This is a genomic window from Limnohabitans sp. WS1 (assembly GCF_003063265.1).
GTDB lineage: Bacteria > Pseudomonadota > Gammaproteobacteria > Burkholderiales > Burkholderiaceae_C > Limnohabitans_A.
Genome location: NZ_NERU01000003.1, coordinates 320,971 through 336,240 on the forward strand (window position 1 = coordinate 320,971; position 15,270 = coordinate 336,240).

The window sequence follows — 15,270 nt, forward strand, 5'->3', positions numbered from 1 at the left end:
ACAGACCATGGCACTGATTGATATTCAAGTCCCTGACATTGGTGACTTCGACGAAGTCACCGTGATCGAGTTGATGGTCAAGGTGGGCGACACCGTCAAATCTGACCAAAGCCTGATCACCGTGGAGAGCGACAAAGCCTCCATGGAAATTCCTTGCAGCCACGGCGGCGTGGTCAAGGAACTCAAGGTCAAGCTCGGCGACAAAGTCAAGCAAGGCTCGGTGGTGTTGGTGCTGGAAGGCGAGGGCGCTGCGGCTGCCCCGGCTACCGCCACTGCTGCTCCAGCGGCTGCACCTGCTCCAGCACCTGTTGTCGCAGCCCCTGCACCCACAGCCTCATCCTTCGGCGGCTCCGCTGACATCGAGTGCGATGTGCTCGTGTTGGGCGGTGGCCCTGGCGGCTACTCGGCTGCGTTCCGCGCGGCCGACCTCGGCTTGAACGTGGTCATCGTTGAGCGCTACGCCACCTTGGGCGGCGTGTGTTTGAACGTGGGTTGCATCCCCTCCAAAGCGCTGCTGCACGTCGCAGCCGTCATGGACGAAGTCAGCCACATGGCCGACTTGGGCGTGGACTTTGGCAAGCCGGTGGTCAACATCGACAAGCTTCGCGGTCACAAAGAAAAAGTCATTGGCAAACTCACCGGTGGCTTGGCGGCCATGGCCAAGATGCGCAAGGTCACGACAGTGCGCGGTTTGGGCCAATTCGTGGGTGCCAACCACCTTGAAGTGTCTGAGACCAGCGGCACCGCGCAAGAGCAAACCGGCAGCAAAAAAGTGATCGCCTTCAAACGCGCCATCATCGCCGCAGGTTCGCAAGCTGTGCGTTTGCCTTTCATGCCGAATGACCCACGCGTGGTCGACAGCACGGGCGCTTTGGAACTCAAAGAAGTCCCCAAGCGCATGCTCATTTTGGGCGGCGGCATCATCGGCCTGGAAATGGGCACGGTTTACAGCACGTTGGGCGCACGCCTCGATGTGGTGGAAATGATGGACGGCCTCATGCAAGGTGCTGACCGTGACTTGGTCAAAGTCTGGCAAAAGATGAACGCCAAGCGCTTTGACAACATCATGCTCAAGACCAAGACCGTGTCTGCACGCGCTTTGCCCGAAGGCATTGAAGTCACGTTTGCACCGGCAGAAGAGGGCGGCACAGCCCCCGCGCCGCAGGTGTACGACCTCGTGTTGCAAGCTGTGGGCCGCACGCCCAATGGCAAAAAACTCGCCGCTGAAAAAGCGGGCGTGTCTGTGACCGACCGTGGCTTCATCAACGTCGACATTCAAATGCGCACCAACGTGCCGCACATCTTCGCCATTGGCGACATCGTGGGCCAGCCCATGTTGGCGCACAAAGCGGTACACGAAGCACACGTGGCGGCCGAAGTGATTGCGGGCGAACTGCAAGGCAACAAAGAGTTGGCAGCCGCTGCGTTCAACGCACGCGTCATCCCGAGCGTGGCCTACACCGACCCCGAAGTGGCATGGGTGGGCTTGACCGAAGACCAAGCCAAAGCGCAAGGCATCAAGGTGAAAAAGGGCTTGTTCCCTTGGACCGCCTCGGGCCGCGCCATTGCCAACGGCCGCGACGAAGGCGTGACCAAACTGCTGTTCGACGATTCACCCGAGGCCCACGGCCACGGCAAGATCTTGGGCGGCGGCATGGTGGGCACGCACGCGGGCGACATGATTGGTGAAATCGCTTTGGCCATTGAGATGGGCGCAGACGCTGTGGACATCGGCAAGACTATCCACCCCCACCCCACGCTGGGCGAAAGCATCGGCATGGCGGCAGAGGTGGCGCACGGTAGCTGTACGGACTTGCCGCCTAGCAAGAAGTAAAAGCTTCGCTGTTTAAACAAAGAAGCCGCCAACCTGAAATGGTTGGCGGCTTTTTTATTGGGCATGACGGCTTGGGCGTCCATCATTCACTCTCGCCTGAGAGTGTCCTATATTTTGTGTAAATGCGGCGGGTATCAGCCCATGGGCATCCGGTGATTATTTCGTTTAGTCGCCGCAAATTTCGCGTTGATGAGACGGGGCATTACCGCATATGGTTTTTCAGTACGTCACCCCTGGGGCTTGGACGCCATGGGTTATCGGCAGGCTTGTTTAAAACAGCCGAGGGTCAAACCGGAAAGGGTGGCGCTCAATTTTGATCAATATTCTGCGGTAGTCTGGGTGTGCAGGATTGATCAGCAAATTCAACTCGGATGGTTCTACAAAAGAGGGCACCCACAAGCCGAGGCTGGATGTGGACGCCAGCCAGGACAAGCCCAGGGCCTGTGTGGCGGCTTCGTTGCTTTGCCAGTCGGTTGGCAATCCCCAGTTAGAAGCTGCCATCAGCAAGCAGTCATCGGGCAACTCCAATTGCATCAAGGCTTGATTTTTAGGGTTGGCCCCGTTGCAGTGGACGCGCTTTTCCAATTGACACAAGGCACGGGTAGATGCCGCATAGACCACTTGGTGTGCGCCTATGGCATGCCAGCGGCCATGGCCCAAGGTCGATCCGAAACCCAGCGTGGCAAGAATGGCAGAGGAGGGCAGTGCGGGGTTTTCGCAAAATCCAATCCGCCAGACGGTGGTCAAACGACACCGCCATAACGGATTGCAATCAAAATGTCTTTGACGCGTTGTGCACCGAAGCTGGTTTTGGCCAACTCCAGCGGGCTGTCACCCTCCAGCATGGGGTGTGGGCGACGCAACCAAGCCGAGGCTTCGTCTTCTGTCTCAAAGGTGTCGGCGGCCATTTGCCCAAGTTCCAGCAGACGCAACACGCTTTCAGCCGAATGGATGGGCAGCAGTTGCCCTTTGGCGGCTTTGCGGTTGGCGGTGCTGCGGTCCAGATCAAGGTACTCTGCAATCACCCCTTTGCCCAGCCCCAGGTAGTCGCCCAGCGGCCCAATGGCTTGACTGGAAATGCCGCGCTTGAGGAGCTTGCAGGCCCCTGCGCTGGACAAGCTGGCCAGACGCGCACCCACCATCACACGTGTGGATTCTGTTCGCGAATCGTCGAAGTCTTGGGCGTCCAGCATGGCCCAAAGCGCCGAGAGTGCAGCGCTGCGAGGGGTGCTGATGGCAGCGATGGCTTGTGTTTTCATGGCGCAATTACATCATTTACTTGATGCAATTACAACAATTTTGAGTGAATTTGCCGCAGCTCAATGCGCCCCGAGGTCACACCCCGCACCCATCCGCTTCATCACCTTCCTCGCTGCACAGCGCAGCAATCAAGGCTTGGTCCACCGCTTGGCCGGACAGCTGCAGCTCTTCACTCTTTGGGCCTGCGCTGTGCCAAAGGCGCTGAGTGCAACGCTCGATAGGGCAGCAAGGCCAATTTGTCGGCGACGGAGGTCATGGGCTTGGGTCATCAAGAAATCTCCGAATGAAAATAGCCCATGCTTTGTCTGAAGAAATCAATTAGCCCGCTACTCGGGAAAACCTAGCCCGGGCAGTCCCTCGTCACCTGTTGGCTGCAAGCGAATGAATTTTCAACCACGATGAGGTGTAATGTGCTGCGTCCCTACAGCCCACGAACCATTGCCGCCATGTTCTCATTACTTTTTCGAAAAACGCTGGCCTCGACGTTGATGGGGCTCATCTCACTGTTGAATTTGAGTGCCTATGCGGCCGACTACGCTGGTCCGCTGTTTGACGCACACCTTCACTACAACACCGAAGCCTGGAACGGCCAAACCGGCCCGCATCCAGTACCCGATGTGTTTGCACGGATGCAGCGAAGTGGCGTCAAGGCCATCGTCGCCAACTCGCGGCCCAATGATGGAACCCTTTCGCTGGCCCAAGCGCGCGCCGAGGCTGCCTCAGAGGGAGTGACCGTTGTGCCATTCGTTCGCCTGTACCGCAACCGCGCTGACTATGACTCTTGGTTCCGCGACGAAAGTATTTATGACATGGTGCTGGCAGAACTCGCGCGTGGAACACCGGTGGGGCCTTATCGGGGCATTGGCGAATTTCATCTTTATGACAGTGCCAATGCCAACGGCAGTGTGGCCCAAAAGCTGATGGTGTTGGCCGAAGAAAAGCAGTTGGTGGTGCTGGCCCATGTGGACGATGTCGCGATCGACCTGTTGATGGCCAACACGCCATCCAAAGGTCAAAAGTTGCGTTTGATTTGGGCGCACACAGGCATTGGTGGCCCACCGGTCACGCGCGTGGAGGCCTTGATGGCCAAGTACCCTGGCCTGATGGGGGAACTTTCTTACCGGCCGGGCTTGACCTGTGACGGAGGTTTCTTATGCCCGGAATGGCGTGCGCTCATGCTCAAATACCCCGGGCGTTTTTTGATCGGGTCAGACACCTGGATCAATCAACGCTGGCAACAATATGAAGACAACATGCGGGGCTATCGCGTTTGGCTGGGGGGTTTGCCGCCCGATGTGGCCAAAAAAATAGCCTGGGAGAACGGTTCGGCCTTGTTCGGCTTGCGTCACTGAACAGAAAAATTCAGCTCATCCGCGCAAACCCAAGGCACATAGGGCTTGTCGATTCCCCAGCCAATCGATCTGCCAAGCCAAAAAGGCGATGAATTCACCACTGCCTTTTTGAGTTGATTACAGCGTTGGGTAATCGGTGTAGCCCTTGGCACCGGGGGTGTAGAAGGTGCTTTGGTCGGGTACGTTCATGGCCGCACCCGCTTTCACACGGGCAGGGAAGTCGGGGTTGGCGAGGAAGCCGTTGCCAAAGGCGACGGCGTCAAGCTTGCCTTCGGTGGTGGCCGCCTCGGCCTCGGCTGGGGTGTAGCCCATGTTGCCAATCAGCACACCTTTATAGTGGGCGCGGGCAAGGGGCATCACATCGGCTTTTTGCAGGCCAAAAAAGTCTGCCCGCATGATGTGCAAGTAGGCCAAATCAAAGCGGTTGAGTTGCTCAGCCAGGTAGGCTGTCCAAGCCAGCGGGTCGCTGTCTTTCATGTCGTTGTAGCTGTTCAGGGGCGACAGGCGCAGGCCCACGCGGTCGCTGCCGATGGCCGCACACACGGCGGTCAACACTTCAAACAGGAAGCGTGCGCGTTGTTCCAAGGTGCCGCCGTAGCTGTCGCTGCGTTGGTTGGCGCTGTCGCGCAGGAATTGGTCAATCAAGTACCCGTTGGCACCGTGTACTTCCACGCCGTCAAAACCTGCAGCCATGGCGTTTTTGGCGGCCTGCGCAAAGGCTTGCACGATGGTGGCAATTTCGCTTTCCAGCAAGGCGTGGGGTGTGGCTTGGGGCAACATGCCATGAGCGGTGTGGGCATCGCCCTGGAGCGGCAGGTTGCTGGACGAAACAATCTGAGCCCCGTCATTGTTGGCCGGGTGTGCGGCGCGGCCGGCGTGCCAGATTTGCATGAAGATTTTGCCGCCCTTGGCATGAACAGCTGCAGTGGTCTCTTTCCAGGCTTCAATTTGTTCGGCGTTGTAAATGCCGGGTTCGTTGACAAAGGCCGAGGTGTTCTCGGCAATCATGGTGCACTCTGTGATGATCAGCCCGGCGCTGTCGCGCTGCGCGTAGTACTCGGCCATGAGCGAATTGGGCAAATGCCCTGCACTGGCACGCGAACGTGTCAGCGGTGCCATGAGCATGCGGTTGGCCAGTGAAACGGAGCCGATTTGAAGAGGGTTAAATAGCATAGGAATTTTTTGGATCCATGAGGAAAGACAGCGGTGGAAATTGCCTCCGAAAGACTACATGGTGTTAAAAAAGGGGATTGCAAGGCCAGTGCGTTGCCGTTCAGCGGATTTGGTATTGCCTGCCTAACAACTTTGTTTACATGCCGCAGGTCATGCAAGCGGTACCGACGGCGGTGGTGGTCATGCTGGGTAGCTGGGTGCTGGCGAGTATGTCGAGTACGCAGAGAGGAAAGTAAGTCACGTTCGAAAATGTCGAAACCGGCAGCACAGCCCCCCCGCCGCAGGTGCACGACTTCGTGTTGCAAGCCGTAGGCCGCGCCATTTCCAACGGCCGCGACGAAGGCGTGACCAAACTGCTGTTTGACGATTCACCCGAGGCCCACGGTCACGGCAAAATCTTGGGCGGCGGCATGGTGGGCACGCACGCGGGTGACATGATTGGCGAGATCGCTCTGGCGATTGAGATGGGCGCAGACGCTGTGGACATCGGCAAAACCATCCACCCACACCCCACGCTGGGCGAAAGCATCGGCATGGCGGCGGAAGTGGCGCACGGCAGCTGCACGGACTTGCCGCCGAGCAAGAAATAATCGGCTTCAGCGCTGCACGAAGCAAAAGCCCCGGACGGGAAACTGTCCGGAGCTTTTTTGTGACTGGCACGCTGATGAATGGCTAAAATGGCTAATCGATTCAGGAGTCCACCATGCGTGTCACCGCCACCGAAGCCAAGAACCGTTTTGGCAGCCTTTGCGCTCAGGCCAAGCGCGAGCCCGTGTTTGTGGAGAAAGCCGGTCAGCTCGACTCGGTCATTCTGTCCGCCGAGCAGTACCAGGCGCTCAAGGCCGGGCAGGACGGGGCCAGCCGGGCTTCGCGCAAACAGGCGTTTGAAGCCCACTTTGGCGACTGGATCGCTGCGCAGAACGCCCGGGTCGAAGCCCACGGCATTCCGGGCGCTGACCTTCGCCCTTGGTAAGCGGCCCATGGCGCAGTACGACGTGTTTCCCAACCCAAGCCGCAGCGGGGCGGAGGGTATTCCGTATGTCGTGGTGGTCCAGAGCGACTTGCTCGATGGCTTGGCCACTCGCTTGACCATGCCCCTCGCTCTGCCCGATACCATGGTCAAAGTGCCCACCGTGCTGTGCCCAACCATCCATGTGAACGGGCAGCGCCTTAACGCGTTGGCGCATTACACTGCGCCACTGCCCGCCAAACTGCTTCGGAGCCCGGTGGACAACGTGGCCGCGCAGGCCAGCGCACTGGTGGCGGCGATGGATGCGGTGCTGTCGGGCATCTGAGGAATGGAGCCGGAGAGCGAGTTGTACAACAGCGGCATCGTCGATGTGTCGCACCGTTACCACAAGATGTACGTGGTGCGGCCACAGTTCTTTGTGCCCCTGATCACGTTGTTGCGCAATGCCGCTTTGAACGCGATGAAGTACAAGTCCGAGCTGGCCTTGGTGCGCTGCCAGAACGTGGACATCACCAAGTTCGAAACCCAGCTGGACGAATTCAAGACGGCGTTTGGCCGCAATTGGCGTCTGGCCTCTGAAGGTTTTGAGGAAGCCGTCAAGCGCATTGACGAAGCCATCAAAGACTTGGAAAAAACCAAGGAAGCGCTGCACAAGTCAGCCAACAATTTGCGCCTGGCCAACGACAAGGCCGACGACTTGACGATCAAGAAGCTCACACGCGCCAACCCCACGATGGCGGCCAAGTTTGAAGAGTTGCCGGGGTCCTAGCCATTTTTGAGTTGCATTTTTAAAAATACGCCTCATAACTTGAGGTGTATTGAGGGGCAGCAGCTCAACCTGGAGTCTTTGCGGTCGTCGGTGGCGCACCGGCTTGCGCTGGCCGATGCGCCGGGCGCAGACCGTTCGGTTGAAGGTTTGGTGCAGGTGATGCAAGACGCCTTGGCCAACCACAGTGCAGCGCTGGATGTGGACAGGCTGTGCCGCTGGCAGTCGGCCTTGTTTCCCGGTGGCACGTCGGGCATTGTCCGTATTGCGGTGGGCCGCTTGCGTGACCATGCCGATGCCATGCAAATTGTCAGCGGGCCTTTGGGACGTGAAGTGGTGCATTACGAGGCACCACCCTCTTCAAGCGTTGGTGCAGAGATGGATCTTTTTTTGGCTTGGTTCGCCAACCCAGCAGTCACGCTGAACGGTATTGCACGCGCAGCCTTGGTGCATTTGTGGTTTGAGTCCATCCACCCTTTTGAAGATGGCAATCGCCGCATAGGGCGTGCTTTGGCAGACATGGCTTTGGCGCAAGACATGTGTGCGCAAGACCCAGAGGCCAATCCCACGCAGGTACGGGTGTTCGGCTTATTACGATGCGCTCAACCACGCGCAGCGCTTGCGAGGTGTATCGCTGGATGCCCAAGGGATTGATGTCACAGCATGGGTGCAGTGGTTTGTGCAGGCTTTCACCCGTGCCTGTGTGGCCAGTCAGGCTGTGGTGCGCGATGCGACAGATAAAGCGCATTTTCGGTTGCGCGCAGCGCAATGCCACATCAACCCGCGCCAAAGCAAGGTGCTCGAGCGTTTGCTCGACGCCGGGCATGTGGGCTCGGGCGGCGGATTTTTGGGCGGCATGAGCACCGACAAGTACGCCAACATCACTGGCACCTCCAAAGCGACAGCCGCACGCGATTTGGCCGATTTGGCTCAGCACGGCTTGTTGCGCATCGAGGGTTTGGGCAAGGCCACGCGCTATGTCGTGAATGTGCCAGGTTGGGAGCAGCCAGCGATCAGGCCTTAACGGCTTGCTTCAATGCGCCCCGAGCTAACACCCCTCAGCCCTATCCCCATCCGCCTCATCACCTTCCTGGCTGCAGAGCGCCTCAATCAAGGCTTGGTCCAGCACTTGGCCGGATAGCAGCTGCTCTGAAATGAATGCGCATAATATGCGCATATTCTCATTGGAGGCACCTATGCCACGCACCAGCAGCGCCAAGCCCCTATCCCGAAAACGCCCAGTCAACCTCACCTTGAGTGAAGGCTTGATCGCCGAGCTCAAAGGCTACACCTCTAATTTGTCTGCTACGGCTGAAGCCTTGCTCACAGCGTATGTGGTGGAACAAAAGCAGGCACGTTCAAGCCGCCAGCAACAGGCAGACCAAACCGTGGCAGGCTGGAACGCTTTGCATGCGCAAGTCGGCTCATTTGCGGATGAACACTCCACACTCTGATGGCTCAGTTTGACCTTCATCGAAACAAAGGCCCATTGAGGGAGACCATTCCTTACGTCGTGGTGGTTCAGTCTTCTTTGTCGGATGGTTATCGCCGTCGGGTGGTCGTGCCTTTGGTCAAGCGCAGTGCGTTGCCTGCGGGTATTGCTGGCACGCGCATGAATCCGAGCTTCAAAGTGCGTGGGGCGGTGTTGGTGCTGCACCCGTTGGACATGGTTTCAGTGGCGCTCGATCAGCTGGGAGAGTGCGTGGGTTCATTGGCTGAGAACGGGCAAGAGATTGCGGATGCGTTGGATGAGTTGCTGACGCGTTCTTGACATTGATAAAAAGTAACTGGCCGCGACGCTGGCAGGCTCTGACCTCTTCTAAGCCCCGGACGGGAAACGGTCCGGGGCTTTTTTATGTGCAGGTAATGCCTCAGGATGCGGGATAACCCTGAATTCATTCCTGATATTTCAGTTATTTCTGAAAATTCAAAATGGGAGGCTAAAATCGCGACATGCCTATCTCTGACCAAATTCCTGCCCTCAACCGCGAGTTCATCGCCCATTTCGGTGAAATGGGCAGCAAGTGGGGCATCAACCGCACGGTTGGCCAAATTTACGCGCTGCTCTATGTGTCCCCGCAGGCTTTAAATGCCGATGAGATTGCCGAGGCGCTGGCGTTCTCTCGTTCTAACGTGAGCATGGGCCTCAAGGAGCTGCAGGCCTGGCGCTTGGTGCGTTTGCGCCACCAAGCGGGTGACCGGCGCGAGTACTTTGAGGCACCCGCTGACGTTTGGGAGATCTTTCGGGTGTTGGCCGAGGAGCGCCGCCGCCGTGAAATCGAGCCCACCTTGAGCATGCTGCGAACCGCCTTGTTGGAGACACCCCATACCGACGCAGAGCGCCATGCCCAGCAGCGCATGCGCGAAATGCACGACCTGATCGACCGCCTCATGACCTGGTTTGACGACGTGCAAAAGCTCGCACCCGAGACCGCCATGCAGCTCATGAGCATGGGCACCACGGTGACCAAGGTGCTCGAATTCAAAGACCGCCTGACCGGTCGCGGTAACAAAGTACCGGACATTAGCCAGACACGCGACAGCGCTTGACACCCAAAGAAAGCCACCATGGACATCGACGCACTCATCCTCTCGCGCATCCAGTTTGCTGCGAACATCAGTTTTCACATCCTGTTCCCCACCATCACCATCGCGCTGTGCTGGTTCTTGCTGTTCTTCCGATGGCGTTTCGCCCGCACCCAAGACCAGGCGTGGGAAGAGGCCTACTATTTTTGGACCAAGGTGTTCGCGCTCACCTTTGCGCTGGGGGTGGTCTCGGGCATTGTGATGAGCTTTCAGTTCGGCACCAACTGGCCGGGATTCATGGAGCGCACGGGCAATATTTCAGGGCCGTTGCTGGGCTACGAGGTGCTGACGGCGTTTTTCCTGGAGGCCAGCTTCTTGGGCATCATGCTGTTTGGCCGTGGCCGGGTGAGTGAGCGGGTGCACCTGATCGCCACATTTTTGGTGGCGTTCGGCACCACCATGTCGGCCTTCTGGATCTTGAGCCTGAACTCCTGGATGCACACCCCGGCGGGTTTCGAAATCATCAACGGCCAGTTCATCCCCACCGATTGGCTGGCGGTGGTCTTTAACCCTTCGTTTCCCTACCGCTTCTCGCACAAGTTGCTCGCCTCGGCGCTGACCGCGTCGTTCCTGATCGCTGGGCTGTGCGCTTGGCAGCTGCTCAAAGGCAGCGCCACACGCGGCACCCACAAAGCCATGCGTGCGGCCGTTTTCACCGCCGCTTGCGTGATGCCGCTGCAGTTCCTGGTGGGTGACATGCACGGCCTGAACACCCTGGAGCACCAACCGGCCAAAGTTGCTGCCATGGAGGGCATTTGGGAAACTGAGCGTGGCGCACCGCTGACGCTCTTTGGCATTCCAGACCAAGAAGCACGCACCACCCACTACGCGGTGAAGATCCCCAAAGTGGCCAGTTTGATCCTGACCCACGAGCTGGACGGCGAAGTCAAGGGCATCAGCGAATTTGAAGGGGCACACCCACCCGTGGCACCGGTGTTTTATGCCTTTCGCGTGATGGTGGGTGTGGGCTCGTTGATGCTGCTGGTGGCGGGTTTTACCGCCTGGCGCTTGTGGCTTCAGCGCCGGCAGCCAGAAGTGACACTGCCCAAGCCCCTGCTGTTGTTGCTCTCGGGCATGGCTTTCTCTGGCTGGGTCGCCACGCTGGCGGGCTGGTACGTGACCGAGATCGGTCGCCAGCCCTTCCTGGTGCATGGCTTGATGCGCACCAGCGAAGCCGCCACCACCTTGCCGCCGCCCTACATTGCGCTCACTTTAACGGCTTACCTGGTGGTTTATGGCCTGCTGTTGGTCACTTACGTGGGCGTGTTGAAGTACATGGCTGAGCACCCCAAGGAACACCGCCAAGATGCCCCGACGGGTGCCCTGTTGGGCAAAGCGGGGGTGTGATGAACCTCGTCTTTGCGTATCTGAACCTGAAACTGAAAGGCGACCATGACTTGGGCTGAATTTCTGCCATTGTTTTTCCTGGCTGTGATGGGGCTGTCCCTGCTGGCTTATGTGGTTTTGGATGGTTACGACCTGGGCGTTGGCTTGCTGCTTTTGCAGGCGAGCGACGCAGAAATGGACACCATGATCGCCAGCATCGGCCCCTTCTGGGACGCCAATGAGACCTGGCTGGTGCTGGGCGTGGGTGTGTTGTTGATCGCTTTTCCGATGGCCCATGGTCTGGTGCTGCAGGCCTTGTACCTGCCCGTGGCGATGATGCTGATTGGCTTGATCTTGCGAGGTGTGGCGTTTGACTTCCGCGTGAAAGCGCCGCTGCGCTACAAGCCGTTTTGGAACCGCGCGTTTTTTGCCGGCTCGCTCATGGCCAGTGCTTCTCAGGGCTGGATGCTGGGCAGCTACATCACCGGCTTTGCCAGCGGCCCCTTGGGCTGGGCATTTAGCCTGGGCATCGCCATCACCTTGCCCGCGGCTTATGTGCTGCTGGGCTCGGGCTGGTTGATCATGAAAACCGAAGGCGATCTGCAGCAAAAAGCCGTGCGCTGGGCGCGGCTTGTGCTGTGGCCCATGGCGGCTGCCTTGCTGGCCATCTCGGCGGCCACGCCTTTGGTGAAGGCGGGCGTTCTTGAGAAATGGTTCGGTGTGCCGCAGGTGTTTGCCTTGCTGCCGGTTCCCCTCATGTGCGCCCTGGCTTTTTTTGCCATGCGCTGGGTGCTCACAAGGCCAAATCTGGTCAATGCGGGCTACGGCTGGTTGGTGTTCGCCAATACCGTGCTGATTTTTGTGCTGGCCTTTTTCGGCTTGGCCTACAGCATCTTTCCGGACATCGTGATCGGCCGCATGACGGTGTGGGAAGCTGCCATCAGCACCGCGTCGCTGAATGTGATTTTTTTCGGTGTGGCGATCACGCTGCCGGTCATCATCGGCTACACGGTGTTCATGTACCGCGTGTTTTGGGGCAAGGCGACTGCGCTGAAGTACGGTTGAACCTGCTGTGGTGTGCCCAATTCAACGCAAAGAAATGGTCTTGATGTTGGCCGCTGACAAGTTCTTGCTGAGGACTTCAAAGACTCAAATCAGCGAGAGCACATGTTGGAACACTTGGGCACCTCCCCACAACAGCAACATCACCGAAGCCACCGCCACAACCGTGGCCAGATAACCCGCCAGCAACATCAGACCATCCCGAAGGCGCAGACCCCACGCGATCAAGACGATGGCCAGTGCGGGCAGAGCATTGTCAAAGCTGATCACGGGAACTGGAACCATCATCGACAATCCTGCAACAAAAAGCATTGACGCGTTGAACAGTCGTGCCGGCTTGTTGCTCAAGGGCAGCAAGCGAGGTCGCCAGACCCGAGCGAGCACATGAATGATGCGGTTGACCGTGGCGACCAGTATCGACTGGATGTGCCCATTCATCTCGCGCTTGGCAAGCCAAGCTGGCAATTGCAGAGATTGACCTTTGCAAAGCCCAACGGCTGTCAGCAGGCAAAAAGCCCCAACGGCCGACCCCATGCCGGGCAACGCGACCGGGAACAAAAGCGGTAAGGCCATGAGCCCCAACCACAGCAGCCGCTGCCGGTTGTTCTCACCAAGGGTGTCTGCCAGCGTGCCGCCCATGCGTGCCAGCTGAGCCGAGACCATCCTTTGGACGGTGCTGCGCCGTTTGCTCAGGGTGTTTTCGGGTGAGTTGTCAGATGGTGGAAGTGAGCGGGACATGGTGAATCAAAACACGGTGGCTGGAACCCAATCTCGTCGAAACAAGGGCATTCGACGACACACGCATGGGCAAAGTTGATAATCTTCAGACCCAATTATTTGATCACACCCCCATGCCCGACACCCGACACTCCAGCGCCATTGGCCTTGAGTTTTCAGCCCATTCACGGTTTCAAACCCATTTATCCAGCGTTGCCTTTAAGGGCGACAGCTTGTGGGCCGCAGGCGGGTGCTCTGTGTCGCGCCGGGGGGCTGACCGCCGCGAGAGCGAACTTACGGTATTTGGTGACTTGGAGCAACGTGGCTCATGACGGCTTGTTGGGTTGAGTCAGGCGTCAATGCCTTATCCCCCAAGGTCACTTGCCCGCGGTTTGACCCGGCCGCAGCCCTGCTGTTTGTCATCAACTCATCCTCCGGTGCCCATGACATCCGAGTCAAATGCGCCGTGATTGAATCTGCCCTGTCAGCCCATGGGCGCCGGGGTGAGCTGAGGGTGTGCAGCCCATCCGAGCTGCAGCAAGTCGCCACCGAGGCCGCAGCGTTGGCCGTCTCGCGCGGCTCGGCGGTGGTCGCCGTGGGCGGTGATGGCAGCCTGAGCACCGTGGCCCAAGCCGCTCATGCAGCCGGTTGCCCAATCGGTGTCATTCCCTATGGAACCTTCAACTACTTTTCCCGAACGCACGGCATACCCACCGATCCGGAGGCTGCGGCACAGATGCTGCTGAACGCCCAGCCCATCCCCGTGCAGGTGGCTGCCATCAACCACCGCTTGTTTCTCGTTAACGCCAGTTTGGGGCTTTACCCTGAACTGTTGCAAGACCGTGAGGCCTACAAAGCTCGGTTTGGCCGCAGTCGCTGGGTGGCGTTTGTGGCCGCTTTTGTGACGCTGCTGCGCGCCCAGCGACGACTGCGTCTGCACATCGAAATCGGTGGCTCGCAGCGCGATGTCCAAACCTTGACTCTTTTTCTCGGCAACAACCGGCTTCAGCTGGCGCAACTGGGTGCAGAGCCAGCAGACACCTTGGCCGGCACCCCCGGCCACGGCAGCATGGCCGCGCTGATGTTGAGGCCTATCGGCACGCTGGCCATGATGAGGCTGATGCTGCACGGTGCCATGGGGCAGCTGGGCGAAGCCGCCGGCGTGGAAAGTTTCGAGTTCCATCGCATGGTGGTCAAACCCAGACTGTCCAGCCCCCGCAAGGAGGTGGTGGTCGCGCTTGACGGCGAGGTGGCGCGGATGCGCTGGCCCATCGACATTCGTGTCCTCGACAAGCCCCTGTTCTTGCTTCAAGCGCGCGGCGCTGCAAACAGGGACAGCGGGTCAGGGATGGGCGCATGAGCGTCGTGCTGCACCTGTCCGACACGCATTTCGGCACCGAGCAGCCGCTGGTGCTGGAGGCATTGGCAACGTTGGCAGCGCAGCAACAACCCGATGTGGTGGTGCTTTCGGGTGACATCACACAGCGAGCCAGGCCCACCCAGTTCAAGGCGGCCAAAGCCTTCATGGACCGAATGGTTGCGCCGGCAGTGGTCATTCCAGACAACCACGACATTGCGTTGTTCGACCTGTGGACAAGGATGACCCAGCCTTATGGGCGTTTTTCCGCCGCGTTTGGGCCCGATCTGGAGCCCGTTTACCAATCGCCAGACTGTCTGGTGGTGGGCGTCAACACCACTCGCGCAGGGCGACACAAGCACGGCGAGGTCTCGGCATCTCAAATGGCGCGGGTGGTCAGCTTGCTGGCAGCCGCCAAGCCGCAGCAGTTGTGTGTGGTGGTGGTCCACCAACCGGCAGCGGTGCCCGTGGCTGGCGAACGAGCCAACCTGCTGCGTGGCCATGAGGCTGCCACACAGGTTTGGGCAGAGGCCGGCGCAGATCTGGTGCTGGGCGGCCACATTCACCTGCCTTTCACCCTGCGCGTAGACGGACTCGCGCGGCGACTGTGGGTGGTTCAGGCGGGCACGGCTGTCTCAACGCGCACGCGACCAGGAGTGCCCAATTCGGTGAATCTTCTGCGCTGGGGTGATGCTGCCACTGCGCTGGCAACCGCCACACCCGCAGCCCCCGTCACGGGCCCCATCTGCCTGATCGAACGGTGGGACTTTTGCGCACACCAGCAGGCGTTTGCGCTGACAGCGGTCACGGCGGTGCAGCCCGAGCGGGGCAACTCCCCTGACTGAAACAGGTGCACTGGCGGCCGAC

Annotated in this window: 18 protein-coding genes and 1 pseudogene; 15 read left to right on the forward strand and 4 right to left on the reverse strand. The window is 59.2% G+C overall.

Translation table 11 applies throughout. The features are described 5' to 3' along the window. Window positions 1-7: 7 nt before the first annotated feature. Window positions 8-1,834 (forward strand): dihydrolipoyl dehydrogenase, encoded by a 1,827-nt coding sequence (gene lpdA / locus B9Z48_RS07065; protein WP_108377603.1) that lies wholly within the window; start codon window positions 8-10, stop codon window positions 1,832-1,834. Between the two features lie 270 nt (window positions 1,835-2,104). Here lpdA and B9Z48_RS07070 read toward each other — a convergent pair whose 3' ends face one another. Beyond that, window positions 2,105-2,581 carry an RES family NAD+ phosphorylase gene (locus B9Z48_RS07070; protein ID WP_108377604.1) on the reverse strand — a complete coding sequence of 159 codons (477 nt, stop codon included), beginning with the start codon at window positions 2,579-2,581 and terminating at the stop codon, window positions 2,105-2,107. Further along, window positions 2,578-3,093, reverse strand: coding sequence for an antitoxin Xre/MbcA/ParS toxin-binding domain-containing protein (locus B9Z48_RS07075; protein WP_108377605.1), 516 nt, complete (start codon window positions 3,091-3,093; stop codon window positions 2,578-2,580). The genes B9Z48_RS07070 and B9Z48_RS07075 overlap by 4 nt, the downstream gene beginning before the upstream one ends. Before the next feature lie 489 nt (window positions 3,094-3,582). Between B9Z48_RS07075 and B9Z48_RS07080 the strand changes: the two genes are divergently transcribed. Next, window positions 3,583-4,446 carry an amidohydrolase gene (locus B9Z48_RS07080; protein ID WP_108377657.1) on the forward strand — a complete coding sequence of 288 codons (864 nt, stop codon included), beginning with the start codon at window positions 3,583-3,585 and terminating at the stop codon, window positions 4,444-4,446. A gap of 117 nt (window positions 4,447-4,563) precedes the next feature. Here B9Z48_RS07080 and B9Z48_RS07085 read toward each other — a convergent pair whose 3' ends face one another. Next, window positions 4,564-5,619, reverse strand: a complete 1,056-nt coding sequence (locus B9Z48_RS07085) for an alkene reductase (protein WP_108377606.1) — start codon at window positions 5,617-5,619, stop codon at window positions 4,564-4,566. A gap of 284 nt (window positions 5,620-5,903) precedes the next feature. On the opposite strand from B9Z48_RS07085, the gene B9Z48_RS07090 reads away from it, so the two are divergent. The 11 genes and pseudogenes from B9Z48_RS07090 to B9Z48_RS07135 all read left to right on the forward strand — a co-directional run bounded on the left by B9Z48_RS07090 (window position 5,904) and on the right by B9Z48_RS07135 (window position 12,332). Continuing rightward, window positions 5,904-6,209 (forward strand): hypothetical protein, encoded by a 306-nt coding sequence (locus B9Z48_RS07090; protein WP_255419476.1) that lies wholly within the window; start codon window positions 5,904-5,906, stop codon window positions 6,207-6,209. A 113-nt stretch (window positions 6,210-6,322) separates the two neighbouring features. After that, the gene (locus B9Z48_RS07095) at window positions 6,323-6,592 is read left to right on the forward strand and encodes a type II toxin-antitoxin system Phd/YefM family antitoxin (protein WP_108377607.1); all 270 of its coding nucleotides are present in this window, start codon (window positions 6,323-6,325) and stop codon (window positions 6,590-6,592) included. A gap of 7 nt (window positions 6,593-6,599) precedes the next feature. Beyond that, the gene (locus B9Z48_RS07100) at window positions 6,600-6,914 is read left to right on the forward strand and encodes a CcdB family protein (RefSeq protein ID WP_108377608.1); all 315 of its coding nucleotides are present in this window, start codon (window positions 6,600-6,602) and stop codon (window positions 6,912-6,914) included. 3 nt (window positions 6,915-6,917) lie between these two features. Further along, window positions 6,918-7,358: pseudogene (locus tag B9Z48_RS07105) on the forward strand (DUF2130 domain-containing protein); the annotation flags it as partial. A gap of 39 nt (window positions 7,359-7,397) precedes the next feature. Next, complete coding sequence (locus B9Z48_RS21785) at window positions 7,398-8,009, forward strand: Fic family protein (protein WP_233261040.1); 612 nt, start codon at window positions 7,398-7,400, stop codon at window positions 8,007-8,009. 25 nt (window positions 8,010-8,034) lie between these two features. Continuing rightward, window positions 8,035-8,379 carry a hypothetical protein gene (locus tag B9Z48_RS21790; protein WP_233261041.1) on the forward strand — a complete coding sequence of 115 codons (345 nt, stop codon included), beginning with the start codon at window positions 8,035-8,037 and terminating at the stop codon, window positions 8,377-8,379. A gap of 172 nt (window positions 8,380-8,551) precedes the next feature. After that, entirely contained in the window at window positions 8,552-8,809 is a 258-nt protein-coding gene (locus B9Z48_RS07115) for a type II toxin-antitoxin system CcdA family antitoxin (RefSeq protein ID WP_108377609.1), read from the forward strand. Next, window positions 8,809-9,126: a CcdB family protein gene (locus tag B9Z48_RS07120; protein WP_108377610.1), complete on the forward strand. Its 318-nt coding sequence runs from the start codon at window positions 8,809-8,811 to the stop codon at window positions 9,124-9,126. Before B9Z48_RS07115 ends, B9Z48_RS07120 begins: the two co-directional genes overlap by 1 nt. 182 nt (window positions 9,127-9,308) lie before the next feature. Continuing rightward, window positions 9,309-9,905, forward strand: a complete 597-nt coding sequence (locus B9Z48_RS07125; protein ID WP_108377611.1) for a GbsR/MarR family transcriptional regulator — start codon at window positions 9,309-9,311, stop codon at window positions 9,903-9,905. A gap of 24 nt (window positions 9,906-9,929) precedes the next feature. After that, window positions 9,930-11,288 carry a cytochrome ubiquinol oxidase subunit I gene (locus B9Z48_RS07130; protein WP_199233473.1) on the forward strand — a complete coding sequence of 453 codons (1,359 nt, stop codon included), beginning with the start codon at window positions 9,930-9,932 and terminating at the stop codon, window positions 11,286-11,288. Between the two features lie 45 nt (window positions 11,289-11,333). Then, the gene (locus tag B9Z48_RS07135; RefSeq protein WP_108377613.1) at window positions 11,334-12,332 is read left to right on the forward strand and encodes a cytochrome d ubiquinol oxidase subunit II; all 999 of its coding nucleotides are present in this window, start codon (window positions 11,334-11,336) and stop codon (window positions 12,330-12,332) included. An 84-nt stretch (window positions 12,333-12,416) separates the two neighbouring features. Here B9Z48_RS07135 and B9Z48_RS07140 read toward each other — a convergent pair whose 3' ends face one another. Further along, entirely contained in the window at window positions 12,417-13,067 is a 651-nt protein-coding gene (locus B9Z48_RS07140) for an exopolysaccharide biosynthesis protein (RefSeq protein WP_199233470.1), read from the reverse strand. 307 nt (window positions 13,068-13,374) lie between these two features. Between B9Z48_RS07140 and B9Z48_RS07145 the strand changes: the two genes are divergently transcribed. Together B9Z48_RS07145 and B9Z48_RS07150 are read left to right on the forward strand one after the other, a co-directional pair. Then, window positions 13,375-14,406: a diacylglycerol kinase family protein gene (locus B9Z48_RS07145; RefSeq protein WP_108377614.1), complete on the forward strand. Its 1,032-nt coding sequence runs from the start codon at window positions 13,375-13,377 to the stop codon at window positions 14,404-14,406. Continuing rightward, the gene (locus B9Z48_RS07150; RefSeq protein WP_108377615.1) at window positions 14,403-15,248 is read left to right on the forward strand and encodes a metallophosphoesterase; all 846 of its coding nucleotides are present in this window, start codon (window positions 14,403-14,405) and stop codon (window positions 15,246-15,248) included. The genes B9Z48_RS07145 and B9Z48_RS07150 overlap by 4 nt, the downstream gene beginning before the upstream one ends. The last annotated feature ends 22 nt before the right edge of the window (window positions 15,249-15,270 follow it).

Excerpts from the sequence above, each read along its gene's own strand:
- B9Z48_RS07150 (WP_108377615.1), top strand. The coding sequence starts at position 14,403 with ATGAGCGTCGTGCTGCACCTGTCCGACACGCATTTCGGCACCGAGCAG.
- B9Z48_RS07145 (WP_108377614.1), top strand. The coding sequence starts at position 13,375 with ATGACGGCTTGTTGGGTTGAGTCAGGCGTCAATGCCTTATCCCCCAAG.
- B9Z48_RS07100 (WP_108377608.1), top strand. The coding sequence starts at position 6,600 with ATGGCGCAGTACGACGTGTTTCCCAACCCAAGCCGCAGCGGGGCGGAG.
- B9Z48_RS07095 (WP_108377607.1), top strand. The coding sequence starts at position 6,323 with ATGCGTGTCACCGCCACCGAAGCCAAGAACCGTTTTGGCAGCCTTTGC.
- B9Z48_RS07085 (WP_108377606.1), bottom strand. The coding sequence starts at position 5,619 with ATGCTATTTAACCCTCTTCAAATCGGCTCCGTTTCACTGGCCAACCGC.
- B9Z48_RS07120 (WP_108377610.1), top strand. The coding sequence starts at position 8,809 with ATGGCTCAGTTTGACCTTCATCGAAACAAAGGCCCATTGAGGGAGACC.
- B9Z48_RS07140 (WP_199233470.1), bottom strand. The coding sequence starts at position 13,067 with ATGTCCCGCTCACTTCCACCATCTGACAACTCACCCGAAAACACCCTG.
- B9Z48_RS07075 (WP_108377605.1), bottom strand. The coding sequence starts at position 3,093 with ATGAAAACACAAGCCATCGCTGCCATCAGCACCCCTCGCAGCGCTGCA.
- B9Z48_RS07125 (WP_108377611.1), top strand. The coding sequence starts at position 9,309 with ATGCCTATCTCTGACCAAATTCCTGCCCTCAACCGCGAGTTCATCGCC.
- B9Z48_RS07135 (WP_108377613.1), top strand. The coding sequence starts at position 11,334 with ATGACTTGGGCTGAATTTCTGCCATTGTTTTTCCTGGCTGTGATGGGG.
- B9Z48_RS07115 (WP_108377609.1), top strand. The coding sequence starts at position 8,552 with ATGCCACGCACCAGCAGCGCCAAGCCCCTATCCCGAAAACGCCCAGTC.
- B9Z48_RS07080 (WP_108377657.1), top strand. The coding sequence starts at position 3,583 with ATGGGGCTCATCTCACTGTTGAATTTGAGTGCCTATGCGGCCGACTAC.
- lpdA (WP_108377603.1), top strand. The coding sequence starts at position 8 with ATGGCACTGATTGATATTCAAGTCCCTGACATTGGTGACTTCGACGAA.